At 65.0% G+C, this 16,224-nt stretch carries 14 protein-coding genes; 5 read left to right on the top strand and 9 right to left on the bottom strand.

The window, feature by feature from the left end:
• Positions 1 to 31: 31 nt before the first annotated feature.
• From R3280_RS02395 to R3280_RS02380, 4 genes are all read right to left on the bottom strand, one after another.
• Positions 32 to 1,468, bottom strand: coding sequence for a sigma-54 dependent transcriptional regulator (locus R3280_RS02395; protein ID WP_318996980.1), 1,437 nt, complete (start codon positions 1,466 to 1,468; stop codon positions 32 to 34).
• A 15-nt stretch (positions 1,469 to 1,483) separates the two neighbouring features.
• On the bottom strand, positions 1,484 to 2,737 hold the full coding sequence (locus R3280_RS02390; RefSeq protein ID WP_318996979.1) for a sensor histidine kinase: 1,254 nt from the start codon (positions 2,735 to 2,737) through the stop codon (positions 1,484 to 1,486).
• 214 nt (positions 2,738 to 2,951) lie between these two features.
• Positions 2,952 to 4,403, bottom strand: coding sequence for a sigma-54 dependent transcriptional regulator (locus R3280_RS02385; protein ID WP_318996978.1), 1,452 nt, complete (start codon positions 4,401 to 4,403; stop codon positions 2,952 to 2,954).
• Between the two features lie 239 nt (positions 4,404 to 4,642).
• Positions 4,643 to 4,963 (bottom strand): SOS cell division inhibitor, encoded by a 321-nt coding sequence (locus tag R3280_RS02380; protein WP_318996977.1) that lies wholly within the window; start codon positions 4,961 to 4,963, stop codon positions 4,643 to 4,645.
• A 106-nt stretch (positions 4,964 to 5,069) separates the two neighbouring features.
• Here R3280_RS02380 and R3280_RS02375 point away from each other — a divergent pair, with 106 nt between their 5' ends.
• Positions 5,070 to 5,543, top strand: coding sequence for a DUF6586 family protein (locus tag R3280_RS02375; protein ID WP_318996976.1), 474 nt, complete (start codon positions 5,070 to 5,072; stop codon positions 5,541 to 5,543).
• 82 nt (positions 5,544 to 5,625) lie between these two features.
• The gene (locus R3280_RS02370; RefSeq protein WP_318996975.1) at positions 5,626 to 5,889 is read left to right on the top strand and encodes a hypothetical protein; all 264 of its coding nucleotides are present in this window, start codon (positions 5,626 to 5,628) and stop codon (positions 5,887 to 5,889) included.
• 78 nt (positions 5,890 to 5,967) lie between these two features.
• On the opposite strand, the gene R3280_RS02365 is transcribed toward R3280_RS02370, so the two are convergent.
• Both R3280_RS02365 and lexA read right to left on the bottom strand, forming a co-directional pair.
• Entirely contained in the window at positions 5,968 to 6,507 is a 540-nt protein-coding gene (locus R3280_RS02365; protein WP_318996974.1) for a cell division inhibitor SulA, read from the bottom strand.
• Positions 6,508 to 6,568: 61 nt separating this feature from the next.
• Entirely contained in the window at positions 6,569 to 7,177 is a 609-nt protein-coding gene (gene lexA / locus R3280_RS02360) for a transcriptional repressor LexA (protein ID WP_318996973.1), read from the bottom strand.
• 154 nt (positions 7,178 to 7,331) lie between these two features.
• Between lexA and R3280_RS02355 the strand changes: the two genes are divergently transcribed.
• The 3 genes from R3280_RS02355 to R3280_RS02345 all read left to right on the top strand — a co-directional run bounded on the left by R3280_RS02355 (position 7,332) and on the right by R3280_RS02345 (position 9,969).
• Positions 7,332 to 8,333 (top strand): amidoligase family protein, encoded by a 1,002-nt coding sequence (locus R3280_RS02355; protein ID WP_413468732.1) that lies wholly within the window; start codon positions 7,332 to 7,334, stop codon positions 8,331 to 8,333.
• Positions 8,326 to 9,096, top strand: coding sequence for a type 1 glutamine amidotransferase (locus R3280_RS02350; protein ID WP_318996971.1), 771 nt, complete (start codon positions 8,326 to 8,328; stop codon positions 9,094 to 9,096). The genes R3280_RS02355 and R3280_RS02350 overlap by 8 nt, the downstream gene beginning before the upstream one ends.
• A 177-nt stretch (positions 9,097 to 9,273) precedes the next feature.
• Positions 9,274 to 9,969 carry an SIMPL domain-containing protein gene (locus R3280_RS02345; protein ID WP_318996970.1) on the top strand — a complete coding sequence of 232 codons (696 nt, stop codon included), beginning with the start codon at positions 9,274 to 9,276 and terminating at the stop codon, positions 9,967 to 9,969.
• 23 nt (positions 9,970 to 9,992) lie between these two features.
• Here the strand turns inward: R3280_RS02345 and R3280_RS02340 are convergent, their stop codons facing one another.
• The 3 genes from R3280_RS02340 to trhA are packed head-to-tail and all read right to left on the bottom strand — an operon-like array spanning position 9,993 to position 16,059.
• Positions 9,993 to 13,700: a translocation/assembly module TamB domain-containing protein gene (locus R3280_RS02340; RefSeq protein WP_318996969.1), complete on the bottom strand. Its 3,708-nt coding sequence runs from the start codon at positions 13,698 to 13,700 to the stop codon at positions 9,993 to 9,995.
• Positions 13,697 to 15,409, bottom strand: coding sequence for an autotransporter assembly complex family protein (locus tag R3280_RS02335; protein WP_318996968.1), 1,713 nt, complete (start codon positions 15,407 to 15,409; stop codon positions 13,697 to 13,699). Before R3280_RS02335 ends, R3280_RS02340 begins: the two co-directional genes overlap by 4 nt.
• Positions 15,409 to 16,059, bottom strand: coding sequence for a PAQR family membrane homeostasis protein TrhA (trhA, locus tag R3280_RS02330; RefSeq protein WP_318996967.1), 651 nt, complete (start codon positions 16,057 to 16,059; stop codon positions 15,409 to 15,411). The genes R3280_RS02335 and trhA overlap by 1 nt, the downstream gene beginning before the upstream one ends.
• Positions 16,060 to 16,224: the final 165 nt, after the last annotated feature.

Here is a 16,224-nt window from a genome sequence, read left to right as displayed (position 1 = left end):
GCACGAAGGAGTTCCTGAATAGCTGGCCGACTCAGGCCATGGCCAGTTCCACGTCCGGATCGATGCCGAATTCCCGCATCTGGGCCAGCTTGTAGCGCAGGGTGCGGGGGCTGATGCCCAGCTTCTCGGCAGCCCGGTTACGGCGGCCACGTTCGTTGCGAAGGGTGTCGATGATGATGCGGAATTCCCGCTGGCGGATCTCGTCACCCAGTGATGAGGATTCCGGCCCGGCGGAGACCGTCTGCTCGGGGCTGGCCGGCTCCGGCGCCACCGCCTCCGCGGCCACCGGCGCGGGCACAGCCACCGACACCTGGGGCGCCGTGCTCACCAGTCCGCTGATGCCGTGCTCCAGGCACAGGTCCTCGGCCTGGATGGTGTTGCCCTGATGCAGTACCAGCGCTCGCTGGATGGCGTTGTCCAGCTCCCGCACGTTGCCGGGCCAGGAGTGGCCCTGGAGGGCAGCCTTGGCGTCGGCGCCAAACGTCACGCCGGTGAGTTTCATCTTGCGGCAGTGCTGTTTCAGCAAGGCATGGGCCAGGGGCAGGATGTCCAGCGGCCGTTCCCGCAGGGGGCGCCACTGCATGGGGAACACGCTGAGGCGGTAGTAGAGGTCTTCGCGGAATTTGCCCTCGCGGACGTAATCCGCCAGGTCCCGGTTGGTGGTGGCCAGCACCCGCACATCCAGGGCGATGGTCTTGCGGCCGCCAACCCGCTCCACTTCCCGCTCCTGCAGCACCCGCAGCAGTTTGGACTGCAGGCTCAGGTCCATTTCTGAGATCTCGTCCAGCAGTAGCGTGCCGCCATTGGCCTGCTCGAACTTGCCCGGTGCCGAGGCGTGGGCACCGGTGAAGGCGCCTTTCTCATGACCGAACAGGATGGCCTCCAGCATGTTCTCGGGGATGGCCGCACAGTTTATGGCGACGAAGGGCTGATCGGCCCGGGGCGACTGCTGGTGGATATAGCGGGCCAGCACCTCCTTGCCGGTTCCACTCTCACCGGAAATCATCACCGTGGAATCGCTGCCGGCCACCTTGCGGGCGAGCTGGAACATGCGCTGGCTGATGGGGTCTTCCGCCACCGGCGCGTCGGCCTTGCCCTGGCGGTCGCCGCCGGTGACCCGGCTCACTGCGTCCACCAGCACCGCAGGCTCAAAGGGCTTGACCAGGTAATCGATGGCGCCCGCCTGCATGGCGGACACCGCCTGGGAGATCTGGCCATAGGCGGTGATCAGCATCATCGGAAGGCCCGGATACTGGCGCTGGACTTCCGCCAGCAGCTCATGACCCGACAGGCCCGGCATGTTGACGTCGCTGACCACCATATCCACCGGTGCTTCCGCCAGGCGCAGCAGGGCCTGCTCCGCGCAATCGGCTTCACGGACCCGGAATTTCGCCAGTTCCAGCGTGGTCACCAGCGCTTCGCGCAGGTCGCGGTCGTCTTCAACAATCAGGATCTGGGGCCTGGCCATGATTACCTCCACCTATCAATCGTTCTTGCCGCTGCGTGTCACCAGCGGCAGCCGCACCAGAGCCCGGGTGCCCCCGGCCTCCGGCGCCTGGATATCGAATTCACCGTTGTGGGCTTTCACCACCGCCTGCACCACCGCAAGGCCTAGGCCGGTGCCGTGGGACTTGGTGGTATAGAAGGCTTCCAGCAGCTGCGAGCGTTGCGCCGGGTCAAAGCCCGGGCCGTTGTCCCGAACCTGGATCTCGAGACTCTGGCCGGTCACCGCCAGGGTGACGCGGACCTCGGATGCACCGGCTTCCAGGCCGTTGTTGACCAGGTTCAGGCAGGCGCCCACCAGGGCCTCACGGTTGCACATCAGAAACACTTCCCGGCCCGGCCCTTCCAACGTTACCCGCTGGTGGCTGGCCACACTCAGGCCCTCCACCGCCGACTCCAGGGCAGCCAGCAGGGAAGCCGAAGACAGCTCCTCCGCCAGCCGGGTCTCGCCGCGGGCGAAAATCAGCATATCCCGCACCTGCTGCTCCAGATGGGTCAGCCGCGACATCAGGCGGGTGGCGCAGCGCTGGCGCATTTCCTCTTCCAGGTCGGTCTGGCACAGGTGGCCACCGTAAAGAATGGCGGCGGACAGCGGGGTGCGGATCTGGTGGGCCAGGGAGGCCACCATCTTACCCATGGCCGACAGTCGCTGGGCATGGGAAAGCTGGGCCTGGAGCTGGCGGGTCTCGGTCAGGTCGGTGAGCAGGATCAACTGACCCGGCTCGTTCTCCATCGACCGGATCTCGATGCTCACCCGGCGGCCGTCCTTGAGGGACACTTCGTGGCCATCGTCCCGGCGGGGTGCGAAGCAGCGGCGGATCACGTCCACCCAGCGCTCGCCGTCCAGCGGCTCACCGAGAAGACTGACCGCGGCTGGGTTGGTCTGGCTGACCACCCCCTGGCTGTCCAGCACCACCACACCGGCCGGCATGACTGCCAGCAGGGTGGACAGCCGATCCGCCAGCCGCTCCTTCTCCTCCAGCTCGTGCTGGCGCTGACGGCACTCGGCCGAGAGCTCGCCGGACAGCTGGTTGACCCGGGATTCCAGGGTGCGGTAGGAGTCGGTGATCTGTCGAGACATCTGGTTGAACAGCTCCAGGGCGCTGTCCACAGCCTCCCCTTCCCGCTGCTGCGGGAACAGGGCGGTGACCTTGTGGTTGGCGTCCGCGGCTGCATCCCGGTTTGGCGCAATGCCGACACGGGCCGGTTTCACGACAGTCTGGCTCTGGTTCATGGTGCCCCCTGACAACCGTGACGGTCTCTCGCCGCCACTGTGAAATTCATCTGGGAGCACTAAAGCCAAAGCCGTGCCAGAAATTTTTTATCGTTTTAATTCAGTAGGTAAGAAAAACAACGGAGGGGGATGTGACGGTTTTCCGTCGGTGGGAAACCGGCCCGGGCGGCCCCGTCACCAGTTACTTGACGCGTCGCCGGGGCCGCCGGAGGGGTCAGCCTTCGCCGCCCTCGTCTTCCCGCAGACCGTACTTGCGGACCTTCTCCACCAGCGTAGTACGGCGGATACGCAGCTTCTCCGCGGCCCGTGCCACCACGCCACCGGACTCGTCCAGGGCCTGCTGGATGAGCTGCTTTTCCAGGTTGCCGAGGTAGTCCTTCAGGTCGATGCCGTTGACCGGCAGCAGCGCGGGCGCATCCAGACCCACCAGACCGGGGATACCCGAGGGCATGCCCACATCCTCCAACGGCCGGTTCTCGTCCAGATCGTCCACGTAGCGGAATTTCTTGGGCAGCTCCTGGACACCGATGACGCCGTAGGGATGCATAATGGCCAGGCGCTCGATCAGGTTCGCCAGCTCCCGCACATTGCCCGGCCAGTCGTGGCGGCACAGGCTCATGATGGCGGCGGAATTGAGCCGGATGGAGCCACGCTTCTCCTTCTCCATCCGGGCAATGAGCTCGTTGATCAGCAGCGGCAGATCCTCCACCCGCTCCCGTAGCGGTGGCATCTCAATGGGGAACACGTTGAGACGGTAGTAGAGGTCTTCCCGGAACTCCCCGGCGCTGATCATCTCCTCCAGGTTCTTGTGGGTGGCTGCCACCACCCGCACATCGGCACTCTGGGTACGGTTGCTGCCCACCCGCTCGTAGGTTTTTTCCTGCAGGACCCGAAGGATCTTGACCTGCATGTTCAGGGGCATGTCCCCGATCTCATCAAGAAACAGGGTGCCGCCCTCGGCCATCTCGAAGCGCCCTACCCGGGCGGTAATGGCTCCGGTAAAGGCGCCTTTCTCGTGGCCGAAAAGCTCGCTCTCCAGCAATTCGGCGGGAATGGCGCCGCAGTTGACCGGCACAAAGGGCTTCTCGCGGCGGCTTGAGTGGTAATGCAGATTGCGGGCCACCACTTCCTTGCCGGTGCCGGATTCACCGGTAATCAGTACGCTGACCTCCTTGTCCGCCACCTGCTCCATGAGCTGGCGCACATGGAACACACTGCGGCTGGTGCCCACCAGGCTGCGGAAGAGCTGGATACCGCGTTGCTGGCCGCGGCTGTGAGACCGGCTGACCTGATCCCGGAACACCTGGGCGCGGTACACGGAATCCACGAATTTGGTGTAGTTGAGCGGCCAACGGAGTCTCGCAATGACGCGGCTGAGCTCTTCTTCGCTCAGCCCCTTCAAGTCGGGATCCCCCAGCAGCAAAACCGGAATCCCCGGATCGGTCCGGACAATGGCCTGTATGCTGCCCGCAGCGCCCGGCTCCTCGCCGTTCACCACCGCCAGGGAGACGTCGGCCAGTTCGCTGGCGGCGTCGCCGGCGAAAACACCCTCAGGTTGCTGAGCGCTGGCGATCACCTCTTCACCGATAAACTCCAGAATAACGGCAAGATCGCGGCGGCGCGTCTGGTCCTGGCTGATGACCAGCACCCGATTGTTTTTCGACATTCAGTTGAATCTCTTGTCCGAACATGACGACCCGGCTCAACAGCAGCCGGGCAATGGCGGTGGCCGTTCCCGATTTTGGGCATTACCCAAAGTTCATGGTGCAGTCTGTGCGGTATTTAAGACGGTTAGAAAGCCCGAGTCAATTTCCTGACGCTCAAGCCTACCAATTCTGCCAGTCAACAGAAACCGACGGGACTGTGGAGCCCAAGAAGCGGCCGTCCGACTCGGTTAACGACCTGCTAGCCGTTGCGGCGGGACGACACATCCTCATAGCTACGGGCGGCGGCGCGGGTTCGGCTGAGCCCCTTGAGGGCTGCCAGCGCCTCGGCACGATAACCCTCGGCGCCGGTCTGGGCCTGGTCGCACAGGGACTGCAGTTCGGTGAGCCGCTCCTGCACCACGCCGGGGTCAGTGTCCCCCGCCGCCAGTTCGGCCATGACCGGCTCGATGGCAGGCTGGACCTGCGCTGCGAGTTGAGCCACCGCCTCCCAGCGGTCCTGGGCGATGGCGTTGCGAAGCTGGTCGATGAGGTTGTCGAGTCGTTCCAGGGGCTGGGCCATGTGACAGTTCTCTTGCCGCGATGAGCCGCCAGTATAGCGTCAAAGCCGGCGAAATTGGTGGCCAAAGCTGATACAATCAACGCCGGATTGAAAGACGAGGCACAGCATGGCATCCGAGTGGCACACCCTGGCGTCGCAGAAGCTTTTCCTGGCCCAAACCCTGCTCAGGCAGCGCCCGGAGCAGCCCGGCCCGGCCCATGAGGCGCATCTGCAAGGCTGCATCGAACTGGCATTGAGGGCACGCCAAACGCTGCTGGCCCTGCTGGCCAACTATTACCAGCACAAGCACCAGCGACCGTCGAACCTGGCGGAGCTGCAGGCACTGATCGGTGCCGAGGCCACCGACAGCCGGGCACTGGCGGAGCTGGAAAACCAGGCCGGCAGCTGGTGGAACCACCTGGAGCAGCTGGCGGTCCACCAGTCACGGCCACCGGCGAAGAAAAAGACGGTCTCCGACGACAACATCATTGCGGTGGCCGTGGATACCGGCCCCGAGCGCTCGCCGGAAGCCCTGGAACGCACACTGGCAGGCATGAAAGTGTTTCTGGCAGACCTGGCTGAACGCCACGAGGAATGGTAGCCGGAGACTTTACCGGCGCCGGACGGAATTCGACGTATTCATTCTTAACGGGCACGACGCCCGACTGACAAAGGCTATCTACATGTCCGCATCTTTTTTTGAAATCGTGCAGCTGAAGGATGGTGACTACGCCCTGCGCCGCATCGACGACGACGAGGCCTCGCCGCTGGTACGGATCTCCTTCTCAAGCGAAGCCCGTGACATGATGGACGACCGGGAGCTGAGTGTCGCCAAGGCCATGATCGCGGCCGGCATTGAGGCGGTGGGCAACGTCGCCCACGATATCGACTGGGAAGAGGACGAGTCCGACCGGGTTGAGCGTCGCCGCTCCCACACCCTGCACTGACCCGATACTGTCGATCGTTTCGGAAAACCGGACAGGCCCTGACGCCAAAGGCCGGCCCGGACACTTCTCAGGCGCGTTCTAGCGCTGGCGCAGTACCACGCCGTGACTGTTGCCGGCCGCAGACGCCTGCTGCAGGGACTGGAATGCCTGCCGACCCAGTTTACCGGTCCACATCACCACCGCGTGGCAAGTGCCGGCGCTGAGCGCGCGCTGCCCCAAGTCCAGGGCCGGATGCTGCTCGGAAGAGCGCAGCACCAGAATTTCCCCGGCGATAATACCCCGCATGGTCTGCCACTTGTTTACCAGCGCCTGGGGCGGATCGATCCAGGCCAGCCAGCGCCGCTCCTGGTTCAGTTGGGTCAGCATCGGCAGCAGCAACTGGAAGTTCTCCACCTGACCGGCCGGCAGGATGATCTCGGTGACGTTACCGGTGACGGCCTCCGTGCTGCCACCGCCTTCCCCCGATTCCGGCAGACGTACAGCCTGACCCTGGCGTTCAACGGCAGCACTGGTTCCGATACTGACCGAACCGATCACCCGCGCTTCCCGACCTGACCGGATGCTGTCGTGACTGACTGGCGCGTAGGCCAGATTCTGGTTGAAGCTCAGTTGTTCCATGGTGCCCTCGTATACCTGTCGACCGCGCCGCAGTCGTAATGATGGTTACTGGCCGGGATGCTCAGTGCAGATCGGAGCGCCGGATGACGCCAACACCCAGACCCTCGATCACCAGCTCCTGCTCACGCAGGTCCACCTCAATGGGTTCGAATTCTTCGTTCTCGGCGATCAGCAGGACTCTGGTGCCGTCACGACGGTATCGCTTGACGGTGACATCCTCGCCGACCCGAGCCACCACCACCTGGCCGTTGTGAACGTCCTGGGTCCGGTGCACCGCCAGCAGGTCACCGTCCAGGATGCCGATGTTCTTCATGCTCATGCCGCGTACCCGCAGCAGGTAGTCCGCCGACGGCGAGAAGAATTCCGGCTGCAGGCTGCAATGATCCTCGATGTGCTCCTGCGCCAGGATGGGACTGCCGGCCGCCACCTGGCCGATCACCGGAAGACCCAGATCGGCTTCCGCCTCCGGCAGCCGGATACCCCGGCTGGCACCGGGCACCATCTCGATGGCGCCTTTGCGGGCCAGGGCGCGCAGATGCTCCTCGGCGGCGTTGGCTGATTTGAAGCCAAGCTCGGCGGCGATTTCCGCCCGGGTGGGGGGATAGCCGGTCTCTTCCAGGTTGCGACGGATAATGTCCAGTACCTGGGTCTGTCGTGCGGTCAGCTTCATGTCCGTATCCTGTCTTTATATACAGTAGGGTAAATATATACAGTGTTTTATCCAGTGTAAAGCCCATCTCCAACCCTGCCCCACAGGCGGCGGCCTGCCGCATACGCGGGTGATTGTGGTAGGGTAAAAGTCAGTTTTTCAGGGGGATGTATCGATGGACGGCAGTGGAGCCTGCAAGATGCCCCGACGCCAGTACACAGCGTCGGGTGACGAGCGCCGGGTTGGCGTCGAGATCGAGATTTCCGGTCTGAAGTACCACAAGCTGGTGGCCCTGGCGGCGGACCTGCTCGCCGGCAAGGCCCGGGAGGTTTCCCGTTTTGTCAGCACCATTGACGCCCCGGTTGGCGAATTCGTGGTAGAGCTGGACTCCGAACCGGTGAAGGATCTCGATCTCCGGGATGAACGCCTGCCGGAATCGGTGCGGGAGCTGGGCGGCCACGCCATGGATCTCATCGATGCCGCCGCCGAGATGATCGTGCCGCTGGAGATCATCAGCCCGCCAATGCCCCTGTCGGAACTGGAACAGATCGAAGTACTCTGCAACCGGCTTCGTGAGGCCGGCGCCGTGGGCAGCCGGGAGGCCATCCTCTATGCCTTCGGGCTGCAGCTCAATCCGGAACTGCCGGACCTGGAACCGGACACCCTGGTGCGTTACCTGAGGGCCTTTGCCGCCCTTTACGACTGGCTGAAGTCCCGGCACCAACTGGACCTGAGTCGCAAGTTCACCACCTACATCGAGCCCTGGCACAGCGACTACGTTGACGTGCTGATAGCGGAGGACTACGAGCCAGACATGGTGACCCTGATGGAGGATTACCTGCGGGACAACCCAACCCGCAACCGGGCCCTGGATCTGCTGCCGCTGTTCTCCCACCTGAACGACGACCTGCTGCGCCAGCATGTCCAGGACCCCCGCATCAAGGCCCGTCCCACCCTGCATTACCGGTTGCCGGACTGTGACATTGACAATCCTCGGTGGCACTTCTCCACGGTCTGGAACGACTGGGTGGTGCTGGAGCAACTGGCGGACAACGCCGCCGATCTGCAGGAACTCACCATGCTGTTCAGGGACAGCCGCAAACTGAGTTTCGGCAACCTTACCCGCAGTTGGAAAGATCACTGCCACCGCTGGCTGGAAAGCAAGGGATATGTCTGAACAGGATCACGAGGCACCGGATATACCGGGCCTGACCATTGGGATTTCCGGCCCGTCCCGCCGCCGCCTCACCCACCGGCTGATCAGCCTTGGGTTGCGGATGCACGGGGCCCGCACACTCTACATCCGGCCCGGTAGCCGGGTGGACGTGTCGCTGCTGGACGGCCTGGTGTTCGCAGGCGGAACCCACGTCCACCCCAGCCACTTTGGCCAGAAACCGGAGGTCACCGCCCGCTATGACGAGCAGCGGGACACGACCGACTGGGAGTTGCTGGGTCAGGCCGAGGCCCTCGGGTTGCCGGTCCTGGGCATCTGCCGGGGCGCCCAGCTGATCAACATCTTCCGCGGCGGCTCGCTGTGCCAGAACGTCACCCCGCTGCGGGTCAACACCCGTCACCGTCCACTGTTGCTGCCGCTGCAGACCGTGCGGGTGGTGAGGGGCACCCGTCTGGCCAGCGTGATGCTGGGTCCCAGCATTGGCGCCAACCGCATTCACAGCCAGGCCATCAAGCAGCTGGGTCGGCACCTGCGGGTAGTGGCCATCGACAACGACCTGTTCGTTCAGGCCATCGAGAATACCCAGGGCCAGTGGCTGATGGGGGTGCAATGGCACCCGGAATATCTGCTGTACCATCCGCTCCACCGCCGCCTGTTCGGCTGTCTGGTGGACGCCGCACGGGAGCTGAAACTGGCCCGGCTGGAGGGCCGCTACCCGAACGACAGCCGGGTCAGAGCGGCAGATGACGACGCAGAAGGTCCTTGAGAAGGCTCACCGTCCGCTCGTCCCGGGGCCGGTCCTGGAGGTGGCGATCGACCCAGGCTTTAAGTTCATCCCGGGTTGTCACATAGTGTGGGTCGGATCCGGTGAGCCGGCGCAGTACTGCCCGCTCGCGACCGGTTAACCTTATCTGTTGATCGTGTACCAGCATGGAGACGCTTTATGCCCCGCTTTGCGAGTCGTCGTTTCTTCACCACCAGCGCTGCTGCGTGGACGCTTGCCTTCTCACCCCTGCTGCTGGCGGGCGAAGTCAGCCTGACCGGCCAGGGCTCAGTGCAGTATACCCCTGACAGCGTTCGCCTGCAGTTCACCGCCAGTGCCGAGCACCCCGATGCCGAGACCGCCACCGAACAGGTCAGCAAGACCCTCGCCCAATGGAACCAGGCCATCGAGTCCTACCGGGACGACCTGGACGACTACAGTGACGCCACCGTCAATCTCTACACCCGGCATCTGCCGGTGGACAGGGACGATCAGGCCCCGGACCAGAGCGCCGTCGCCTCCCAGACCGTCTCGTTCAGCACCGATGAGCTGGAACTGCTGAATCCGTTGATCGCCACCGCCCAGGACCTTGGCATGGAATACCATCTGGGCCCGCACCAGTTCTATCACTCCGATGAAGCCGAGTTCCGGCGCCAGGCGCTGGCCCGGGCGCTGGCGGACGCCCGGGCCCAATGCCAGTTCGTCGCGGCGGAAATGGACATGGACTGCGGCGAGGTCAAATCCCTGAATATCAATGATGGCGGGCGGCCCATGCCCATGATGATGTCCGAGGCCCGGGATACCGGCATGTCAGTGTCTTCCATCGGCCCGCGGGAGGTCCAGGTCAGCGTCAGCGCCACCTTCGTGCTTGAATAGTGCCGCAGGCTTCCCGGCGCCGGTCAGAAGTCCCGGGTGTAGAACAGGTCCAGTGAGGCCGCCAGACCGCTGGCGGCCTCCAGGTAGAAGTAGCGTCCCAGGTCATACCGCAGAGCCACCTTGGTAATGGGCTCGAACACCCCGACCCCATAGCGCACACTCAGGTTCTCGGAGACATAGCCACTGGCCACCACCGACGCGGCCTCCCCGGAGCCTTCGGTCTCCAGCTGCAGGTCGCGTATACCCACCTCCTCGCCAATGCCGCGGGTCAGCTCACTGGTCTGGGCCAACCCGAGCGCCAGCGCGGCCTGGCCAAGCTGGCCGTCATCGCCGCCGCCGCGCAGGGGGCGGCCCAGAACCAAGTAGGCCAGGGCCTCGTTTTCGGGCATCGGTGGCTCCGAGAACACCTCGGTCGTGGGCTCGGTGGCCGGGCCGCTGAGCCGCAGGCCGGCCACCACATTACCCACCTTCCGGACCGCTTCGATATCCAGATACGGCTGGGACACCGGCCCGACAAACACCAGCCGCGCCCGCCGCAGCCTCAGCTCCTGGCCGTAGGCCTGGAAGGAGCCGTCCACCAGCCGCAGAGAGCCGCGGGTGTCCATATTGTTGCCGATCCTTAGGGAGCCTTTGAGATCACCGGTGACCCCGAAGCCGGAGAAGCTCACTTCGTCTTCCCCCACGTTGACCGTGACATCCATATTGATGGCCTCAAGGGCCGGCTGTTCAGGCTCCTCACCCACCACCACTTCATCGCCGGAGACGCTCACCGCCTGGGGAGGCAACTGGCGGACCTCGATCTCGCCGCGGGGAATTCCCAGGCTCCCGGTGATGCCCAGATTACCCTGGGAGAAGGCAATCTGGAGATCCGGCGCCATCTCCAGGCGGGCGTATGGCTCGTAGGTGAAAGGCAGGCGGCTGCCGGTAATGCTGACCCTGGCCGACACCCCTTCCTGCCAGGACAGTTGGCCGTCAATGCGGCCCTGGCCTTCGCCGTTGGCCCGCCAGCGACCCTCGATGTCCGCCTGGCGACCGTTGAACTGCACGGCAACCCGCAGCGCCTCGAAGGGAGTCGGCAGGTCCGGGTCCGCCAGCCGGCCCTCCGACAGCACCAGCTCGCCCTGCAGCCGCGGATCCCGGAGCGGACCCTGGAACTGGCCGCTGCCGTTCAGCCGGCCGGCGATGGTTTCCAGATCCACGAAGGCCGTGGCCAGGCCCACATCCAGGCCGTTGAGGGTGAAGCGGCCCTCCACCGGCAGGCTCTGCACCGACGGGTCCAACGTCATCCCCAGATTGAAATCGCCGATCCCGGGCCCTGCCAGGGTCAGCTCGAGGTCCGCCTGCTGCGGCCGCAACACCAGGGTGGTGTTGAGGGTGTCGTAGTTCAGCGGCTGCCACTGTTCGCCCACCTTCACCGATACCTCGCCGGGGGCGGCATCCACGGTTATTCGGCCATCCGGGCCGGCGTCGGTCATGGTCAGCGCCACGCTGGCATCAATGGCGGCCTGCCAGCGCAGATTGGGCGGCAGCAGGGGCGCCAGTGCCCAGGATGGGAACTCCGTCAGCTGCCAGGCCACATCCTGACTGGGCAGCAGAGTCTGGTCGGCAGCGCACAGGCGACTGTCCTGCCAGACCCAGCAGTGCTCCCCCAGGGTCAGGCGACCAGTCCCGGTGTAGGCGAGGCTCGCCCTGTCTGCCAGGTTCCACACCATGTTCTGTTGTGGCAGCTCGACCCGGCCCTCGGTGATCGCGCCCTGCCAGCCCTGGTCCCAGCCACCGGCGAACCGCAGCCGGCTAGTGGCCTGCGGATGCACGGCCCGCACCACCAGGGCGTGATCGTCCAGCGAGCCGGAAACCGACAGTGCCAGCTCGGACAGGGTCTGGCCGCCAACCTCCAGCTGCTGGCCGCGGATATCCGCCTCCACCGAGCGGCCCTCGCTGAGCCGGGCGTTGACCTTCAGATCCGCCAGCGCCACCTGATCCTGCCAGCGGATGCCGGCCCCGCTGAGCCGGACCCGGCCGCTGGGATTGGCGAGTTGGCCGCTGGCGTTGATGTCGCCAGTGATGCGACCGGCAAGACCGGGCAACAACATGGACAGCTCCGGCAGATCCAGCTCCAGGGCCGCCTGCAACTGGTTATTCAGCTGGCCCTGCCCGGTGATCCGGTTGGGCCCCACCACCAGCGCCAACTCCTCCAGGTTCCAGCGGTCTGACGCCACCGTCACCTTGCCGGCGGTTCGGGTCTGCTCGCCGCGCCAGGTGCCGTCCAGCTGCCAGTCCGCGGTCATGTCCGGCAGGCCCTCGCCGGTGACTTCGCCGCTGGTGGTAACCTGGCCACTGAGGTCCGCCTCCAGCTCCGCCAGCCAGAAACCCGGGTTGAAACTGGCCAGCGCCAGCTCCGCCTGCCAGGCCAACTGCTCGGCAAAGCCCAGACGGGCCTTGCCGGTGACCTGTCCCGGTCCGGCCTCCAGCCGCAGTGGGTCCAGCCGCACTTCGGTCAGATCGCCGGCAACGCTGGTCTCCAGGCTGGTTTCGCCCACCGGGCCTTCGGTGGTGGCGGCCAGCTCGGCCTGGTAACTGCCGGCGTTGTAACTGGCGCTGCCGTTCAGGGTTTTCAACGTCACCGGCAGCTCACCCACCATGGGCGCCAGGTGCTGCCAGGGAAAGCCATCAAGATCGACGCGGGCATCCGCCGTCAGCGCTCCGGCCCAGTTCACCGAGCCGGTCAGGGCCAGGGTGCCGGGCTTCCCGGCGACATAGGGGGCGCTCAGCTCCAGTGCCAGTTCCTGCGCCGATGAGGGCGTCACCAGCCCCTTCAGGTCGAGCTGAACCGGGCCCTCCTCGCCCGGCAGCCGCGCCCGGGTCTGTACATCAAAGCCCTGTGCCAGGGTGCCGTCGATGGCGACCCGCCAGTTCTCCAGCGCCAGGGTCGCCGGCAGGCTGTCCAAGGCCAGAAAGCGTCCAGATTTGAGGTTCAGGCTGGCCGGCAATTCGGGCCTCAGGGGTTTCACCCTGCCGTCCAGGTCGGCCTCCAGATAGCCCTGGCTAGTGCCCTCGAGCCTCAGGTCTGCAACGCTGCCGGCCAGCGTCAGGTCCAGGGACCAGTCATCATCGGTGGGCGCCGGCAACGTGGTATCCAGGTCCAGGTTCAGGGGCCAGTCTCCCCGCATGGTGACGTTGCCTGCTACCGTGGCGGTGATACCGCTGCCCTCGTAGTGGAGGCGGTCGATGCGCAGCGCCGACCCGGAGCCGTCGGCGGTCAGCTCCAGGGTCTGCCAGATTGGTGTACCGTTCAGCTCGAAGGTCCCCAGCCGGACATCGCCGATCACCACCGCGACCGGCAGGTCCACCAGAGGCAGGGTGATGGGTCCGCCGGTGTCATCCTGACTCTCCCCCGCCGGCTGGGTGGTGACATTGATGCTTTTAGCCAGCAGGGTGTTTACACAGACCCGCTTCTGCAGGAGACAGCCCGGCGCCCATGACAGGTAGGGCTGCCGCACCTCCACCCCGACGCCGTAGCCCTGCCAGGTCAGAATCTCGGCCTGCCAGGTGCCCACCAGGGAGCCCTGGCCGCCTGCCACCGTCAGGCCCTCGATCTGATCCAGCATCCAGGCGGTGCCGGTTTCCGACCGCAGGGCCAGCACCGCCGCAGTCAGCACCAGGACGACCAGCAGCAGAATGGCTGCCAGCAGGATCAGCAGGCCCTTGCCAAGCTTCTTCAGGACCCTCATAGCTCAGGCCCCATGGAAAAGTGGATGCGCCAGCCGCCACCCAGGTCCCGGTCCAGGCCCTTGGCGATGTCCAGCCGCAGCGGCCCCACCGGGCTGACCCAGCGGATACCGACGCCGACACCGCTGGCCCGCGGCTCGAAGAAGTCATTGACGGCGTTACCCTCATCGGCAAAGGCCGCCAGGCGCCAGTTGTCGGTCAACGGGAACTGGTACTCCACGCTGCCCACCAACAGGTAGCGCCCGCCAATGTCATTGCCGTTCTCGTCTTTCGGCGACAGGGTCTCATAGCCGTAGCCCCGCACACTCTGGTCGCCACCGGCGAAGAATCGCAGTGAAGGCGGCACGTCCTCGAAATCGTTGGTGGCCACAGCCCCGAGCTTCAGGCGCGCCAGGAAGCGGTGGCCGTCACCAACCGTAATCAGGCCCCGGGCCAGGGCCTGCAGCTGGAGGATGTCGGCATCGGACAGCAGGCTGCGGTGGGAGCCCACGGTCTCAAAGGTGAGCCGGTAGCCCCGGGAGGGGTCCACCGGGGAGTCGGATACGAGCTTGGAATAGCTGGCGCCGGGCAGGAACAGGCTACTGGTATTGGTGTCTTCGTCGCCGATCTGGAAGCGCTCCCCTTCCCAGCGCAGCGACAGGATCTGCTGCCAGCCGTCCGCCAGACCGTGCTGCCACTGCTGGCCGAGGGTCAGGCGCTGGGATTCCACATCCTCGATGTCCTCCCTCAGGTAGCCGGTGGTGAAGCGGATGGAATCCGTCATGGGCGGGTCCAGGGGCAGCTCGTACCAGGCGCTGAGACTCTGGCGCGGTGCGGACACTTCGCTCTCGACACTGCGCCGGTGGCCCATGGGGTTGACCCAGTATTCGGTCCAGCTGCCCCGCACCCGCGGCCCCACGTCGGTGGAAAAACCCACACCGGCCGCCACCGACCTACGGTCCCGGGCGCTGAGGCGTACCGTCACCGGCAGCGTCCGATCCTGGGTGTCCTGAGGCGAGGAGTCTACAAAGACCTGGGAAAAATAGCCGCTGTCGGACAGATCCTTGCTCAGTTTGGCCACTTTGTCGGCGTGGTAGGGCGTGCCCGGCTCGAAGGTGACGAATTTTTCCAGCAGGTCCTCTTCAAAGGGATGGCCGGGCTCAAAGCGGACTTCGCCAAGGCGGTAGCGCTCGCCGCTTCGATACACCAGCTCGACCTCCGCGCTCAGGGCATCCGGATCCACCGCCAGCCGGCTGCTGGTAAAGCGACCGTCAAAATAGCCCAGCCGCGCAGCCCGATTCTGCAGGGTGCTTTTGACACTTTCGTAGGCCGAATGGTCCAGCACGCTGCCCACCGCCAGACGGTCCGGAGCAATGGGGGCGAACTCGGGATCACTGGCCGCAGCCCCTACCACCCTGACGGTGCGTGAGGTGATGCGTACCGGCTCGCCCGGCGCAATCCTCATCACCAGCTTGGGCGGGGTCTCGGCGCTGATCCGCCATTCGATATCCGGGTTGTAGTAGCCCAGGGCCCGCAGTGCCTGTTGCGCCTGCTCCACGGCATGGTCGGCATAGCGCCTGAGGCCATCCTCCGAGCGGTCCTCGACAGTGCCCAGAAAGGCCTCCACGTTCTGCCTCAGAGCCGGGTAGTCGCCCTCAAAGCGCAGTTCCAGCTGCTGGCCCCAGGCCAGCGCCGGCAGGGCCGCCAGGCAGATCAGAAGCCAGCGCCGCATCAGGAGACAAGCTGGCCGTAGAGGACACCGTGGTAGATGGCGAGAAAGTGACAGGTGCTGCCGCCGATCACGAACAGGTGCCAGATGGCATGATTGAAGGGAATCTGTTTGACCAGATAGAACACCACCCCCAGGGTGTAGGTGACGCCGCCGGCCACAACCAGCCAGAGCCCCAGCGAATTCACGGTCGCTGCCAGCTCCCGGGAGGCAAACACGATGAGCCAGCCCATCAACAGGTAGATGATAATCTGCAGGGGTTTGTAACGGTGGCCGAACACCAACTTGAACAGGATTCCCAGCAGCGCGAGGCTCCAGATGATGCCAAACAGGGTCCAGCCCACCGGACCCCGCATGTTCACCAGCAGAAAGGGAGTGTAGGTGCCGGCAATCAGCAGAAAAATCGCGCAATGATCCAGCATCTTGAACAAACGCCGGGCCTCCGGCCGGCGCGCTGAATGGTATAGCGTCGAGGCCAGGAACAGCAGGGTCATGCTGATTCCGAAAATGCTGAAGCTGACGATCTTCCAGACATCCGCTTCAAGAGCGGCCAGTACGATCAGGACCACCATGCCGGCGGCACTGAACAGGGCCGCCAGGCCGTGGGTTACGAAGTTGAGCCACTCTTCGGCTTTTGAATAGGGTTCCGCCATGACTTGGCGGTCTTCCGATGTTGCTGATCTGGACACACAGTTCTCCGCGGAGCTCGACAGCCCAGGCCGCCATGACGGCTGGTAACTGGTAACAGACTGTAAGTGTAGCGTTTCATCGTCCAGTTAATCCAACCCCTCAGTCCCGCCCCGGGCAGCCGGGAGTAG

This window comes from Marinobacter sp., from assembly GCF_033722195.1.
In the GTDB taxonomy this organism is placed as follows: Bacteria; Pseudomonadota; Gammaproteobacteria; order Pseudomonadales; family Oleiphilaceae; genus Marinobacter.
This window is presented reverse-complemented; position numbering and strand designations above follow the sequence as displayed.

Coding starts and splice junctions, on each gene's coding strand:
- R3280_RS02395 (WP_318996980.1), bottom strand. CDS start 1,468: ATGGCCAGGCCCCAGATCCTGATTGTTGAAGACGACCGCGACCTGCGC.
- R3280_RS02390 (WP_318996979.1), bottom strand. CDS start 2,737: ATGAACCAGAGCCAGACTGTCGTGAAACCGGCCCGTGTCGGCATTGCG.
- R3280_RS02385 (WP_318996978.1), bottom strand. CDS start 4,403: ATGTCGAAAAACAATCGGGTGCTGGTCATCAGCCAGGACCAGACGCGC.
- R3280_RS02380 (WP_318996977.1), bottom strand. CDS start 4,963: ATGGCCCAGCCCCTGGAACGACTCGACAACCTCATCGACCAGCTTCGC.
- R3280_RS02375 (WP_318996976.1), top strand. CDS start 5,070: ATGGCATCCGAGTGGCACACCCTGGCGTCGCAGAAGCTTTTCCTGGCC.
- R3280_RS02370 (WP_318996975.1), top strand. CDS start 5,626: ATGTCCGCATCTTTTTTTGAAATCGTGCAGCTGAAGGATGGTGACTAC.
- R3280_RS02365 (WP_318996974.1), bottom strand. CDS start 6,507: ATGGAACAACTGAGCTTCAACCAGAATCTGGCCTACGCGCCAGTCAGT.
- lexA (WP_318996973.1), bottom strand. CDS start 7,177: ATGAAGCTGACCGCACGACAGACCCAGGTACTGGACATTATCCGTCGC.
- R3280_RS02355 (WP_413468732.1), top strand. CDS start 7,332: ATGGACGGCAGTGGAGCCTGCAAGATGCCCCGACGCCAGTACACAGCG.
- R3280_RS02350 (WP_318996971.1), top strand. CDS start 8,326: ATGTCTGAACAGGATCACGAGGCACCGGATATACCGGGCCTGACCATT.
- R3280_RS02345 (WP_318996970.1), top strand. CDS start 9,274: ATGCCCCGCTTTGCGAGTCGTCGTTTCTTCACCACCAGCGCTGCTGCG.
- R3280_RS02340 (WP_318996969.1), bottom strand. CDS start 13,700: ATGAGGGTCCTGAAGAAGCTTGGCAAGGGCCTGCTGATCCTGCTGGCA.
- R3280_RS02335 (WP_318996968.1), bottom strand. CDS start 15,409: ATGCGGCGCTGGCTTCTGATCTGCCTGGCGGCCCTGCCGGCGCTGGCC.
- trhA (WP_318996967.1), bottom strand. CDS start 16,059: ATGGCGGAACCCTATTCAAAAGCCGAAGAGTGGCTCAACTTCGTAACC.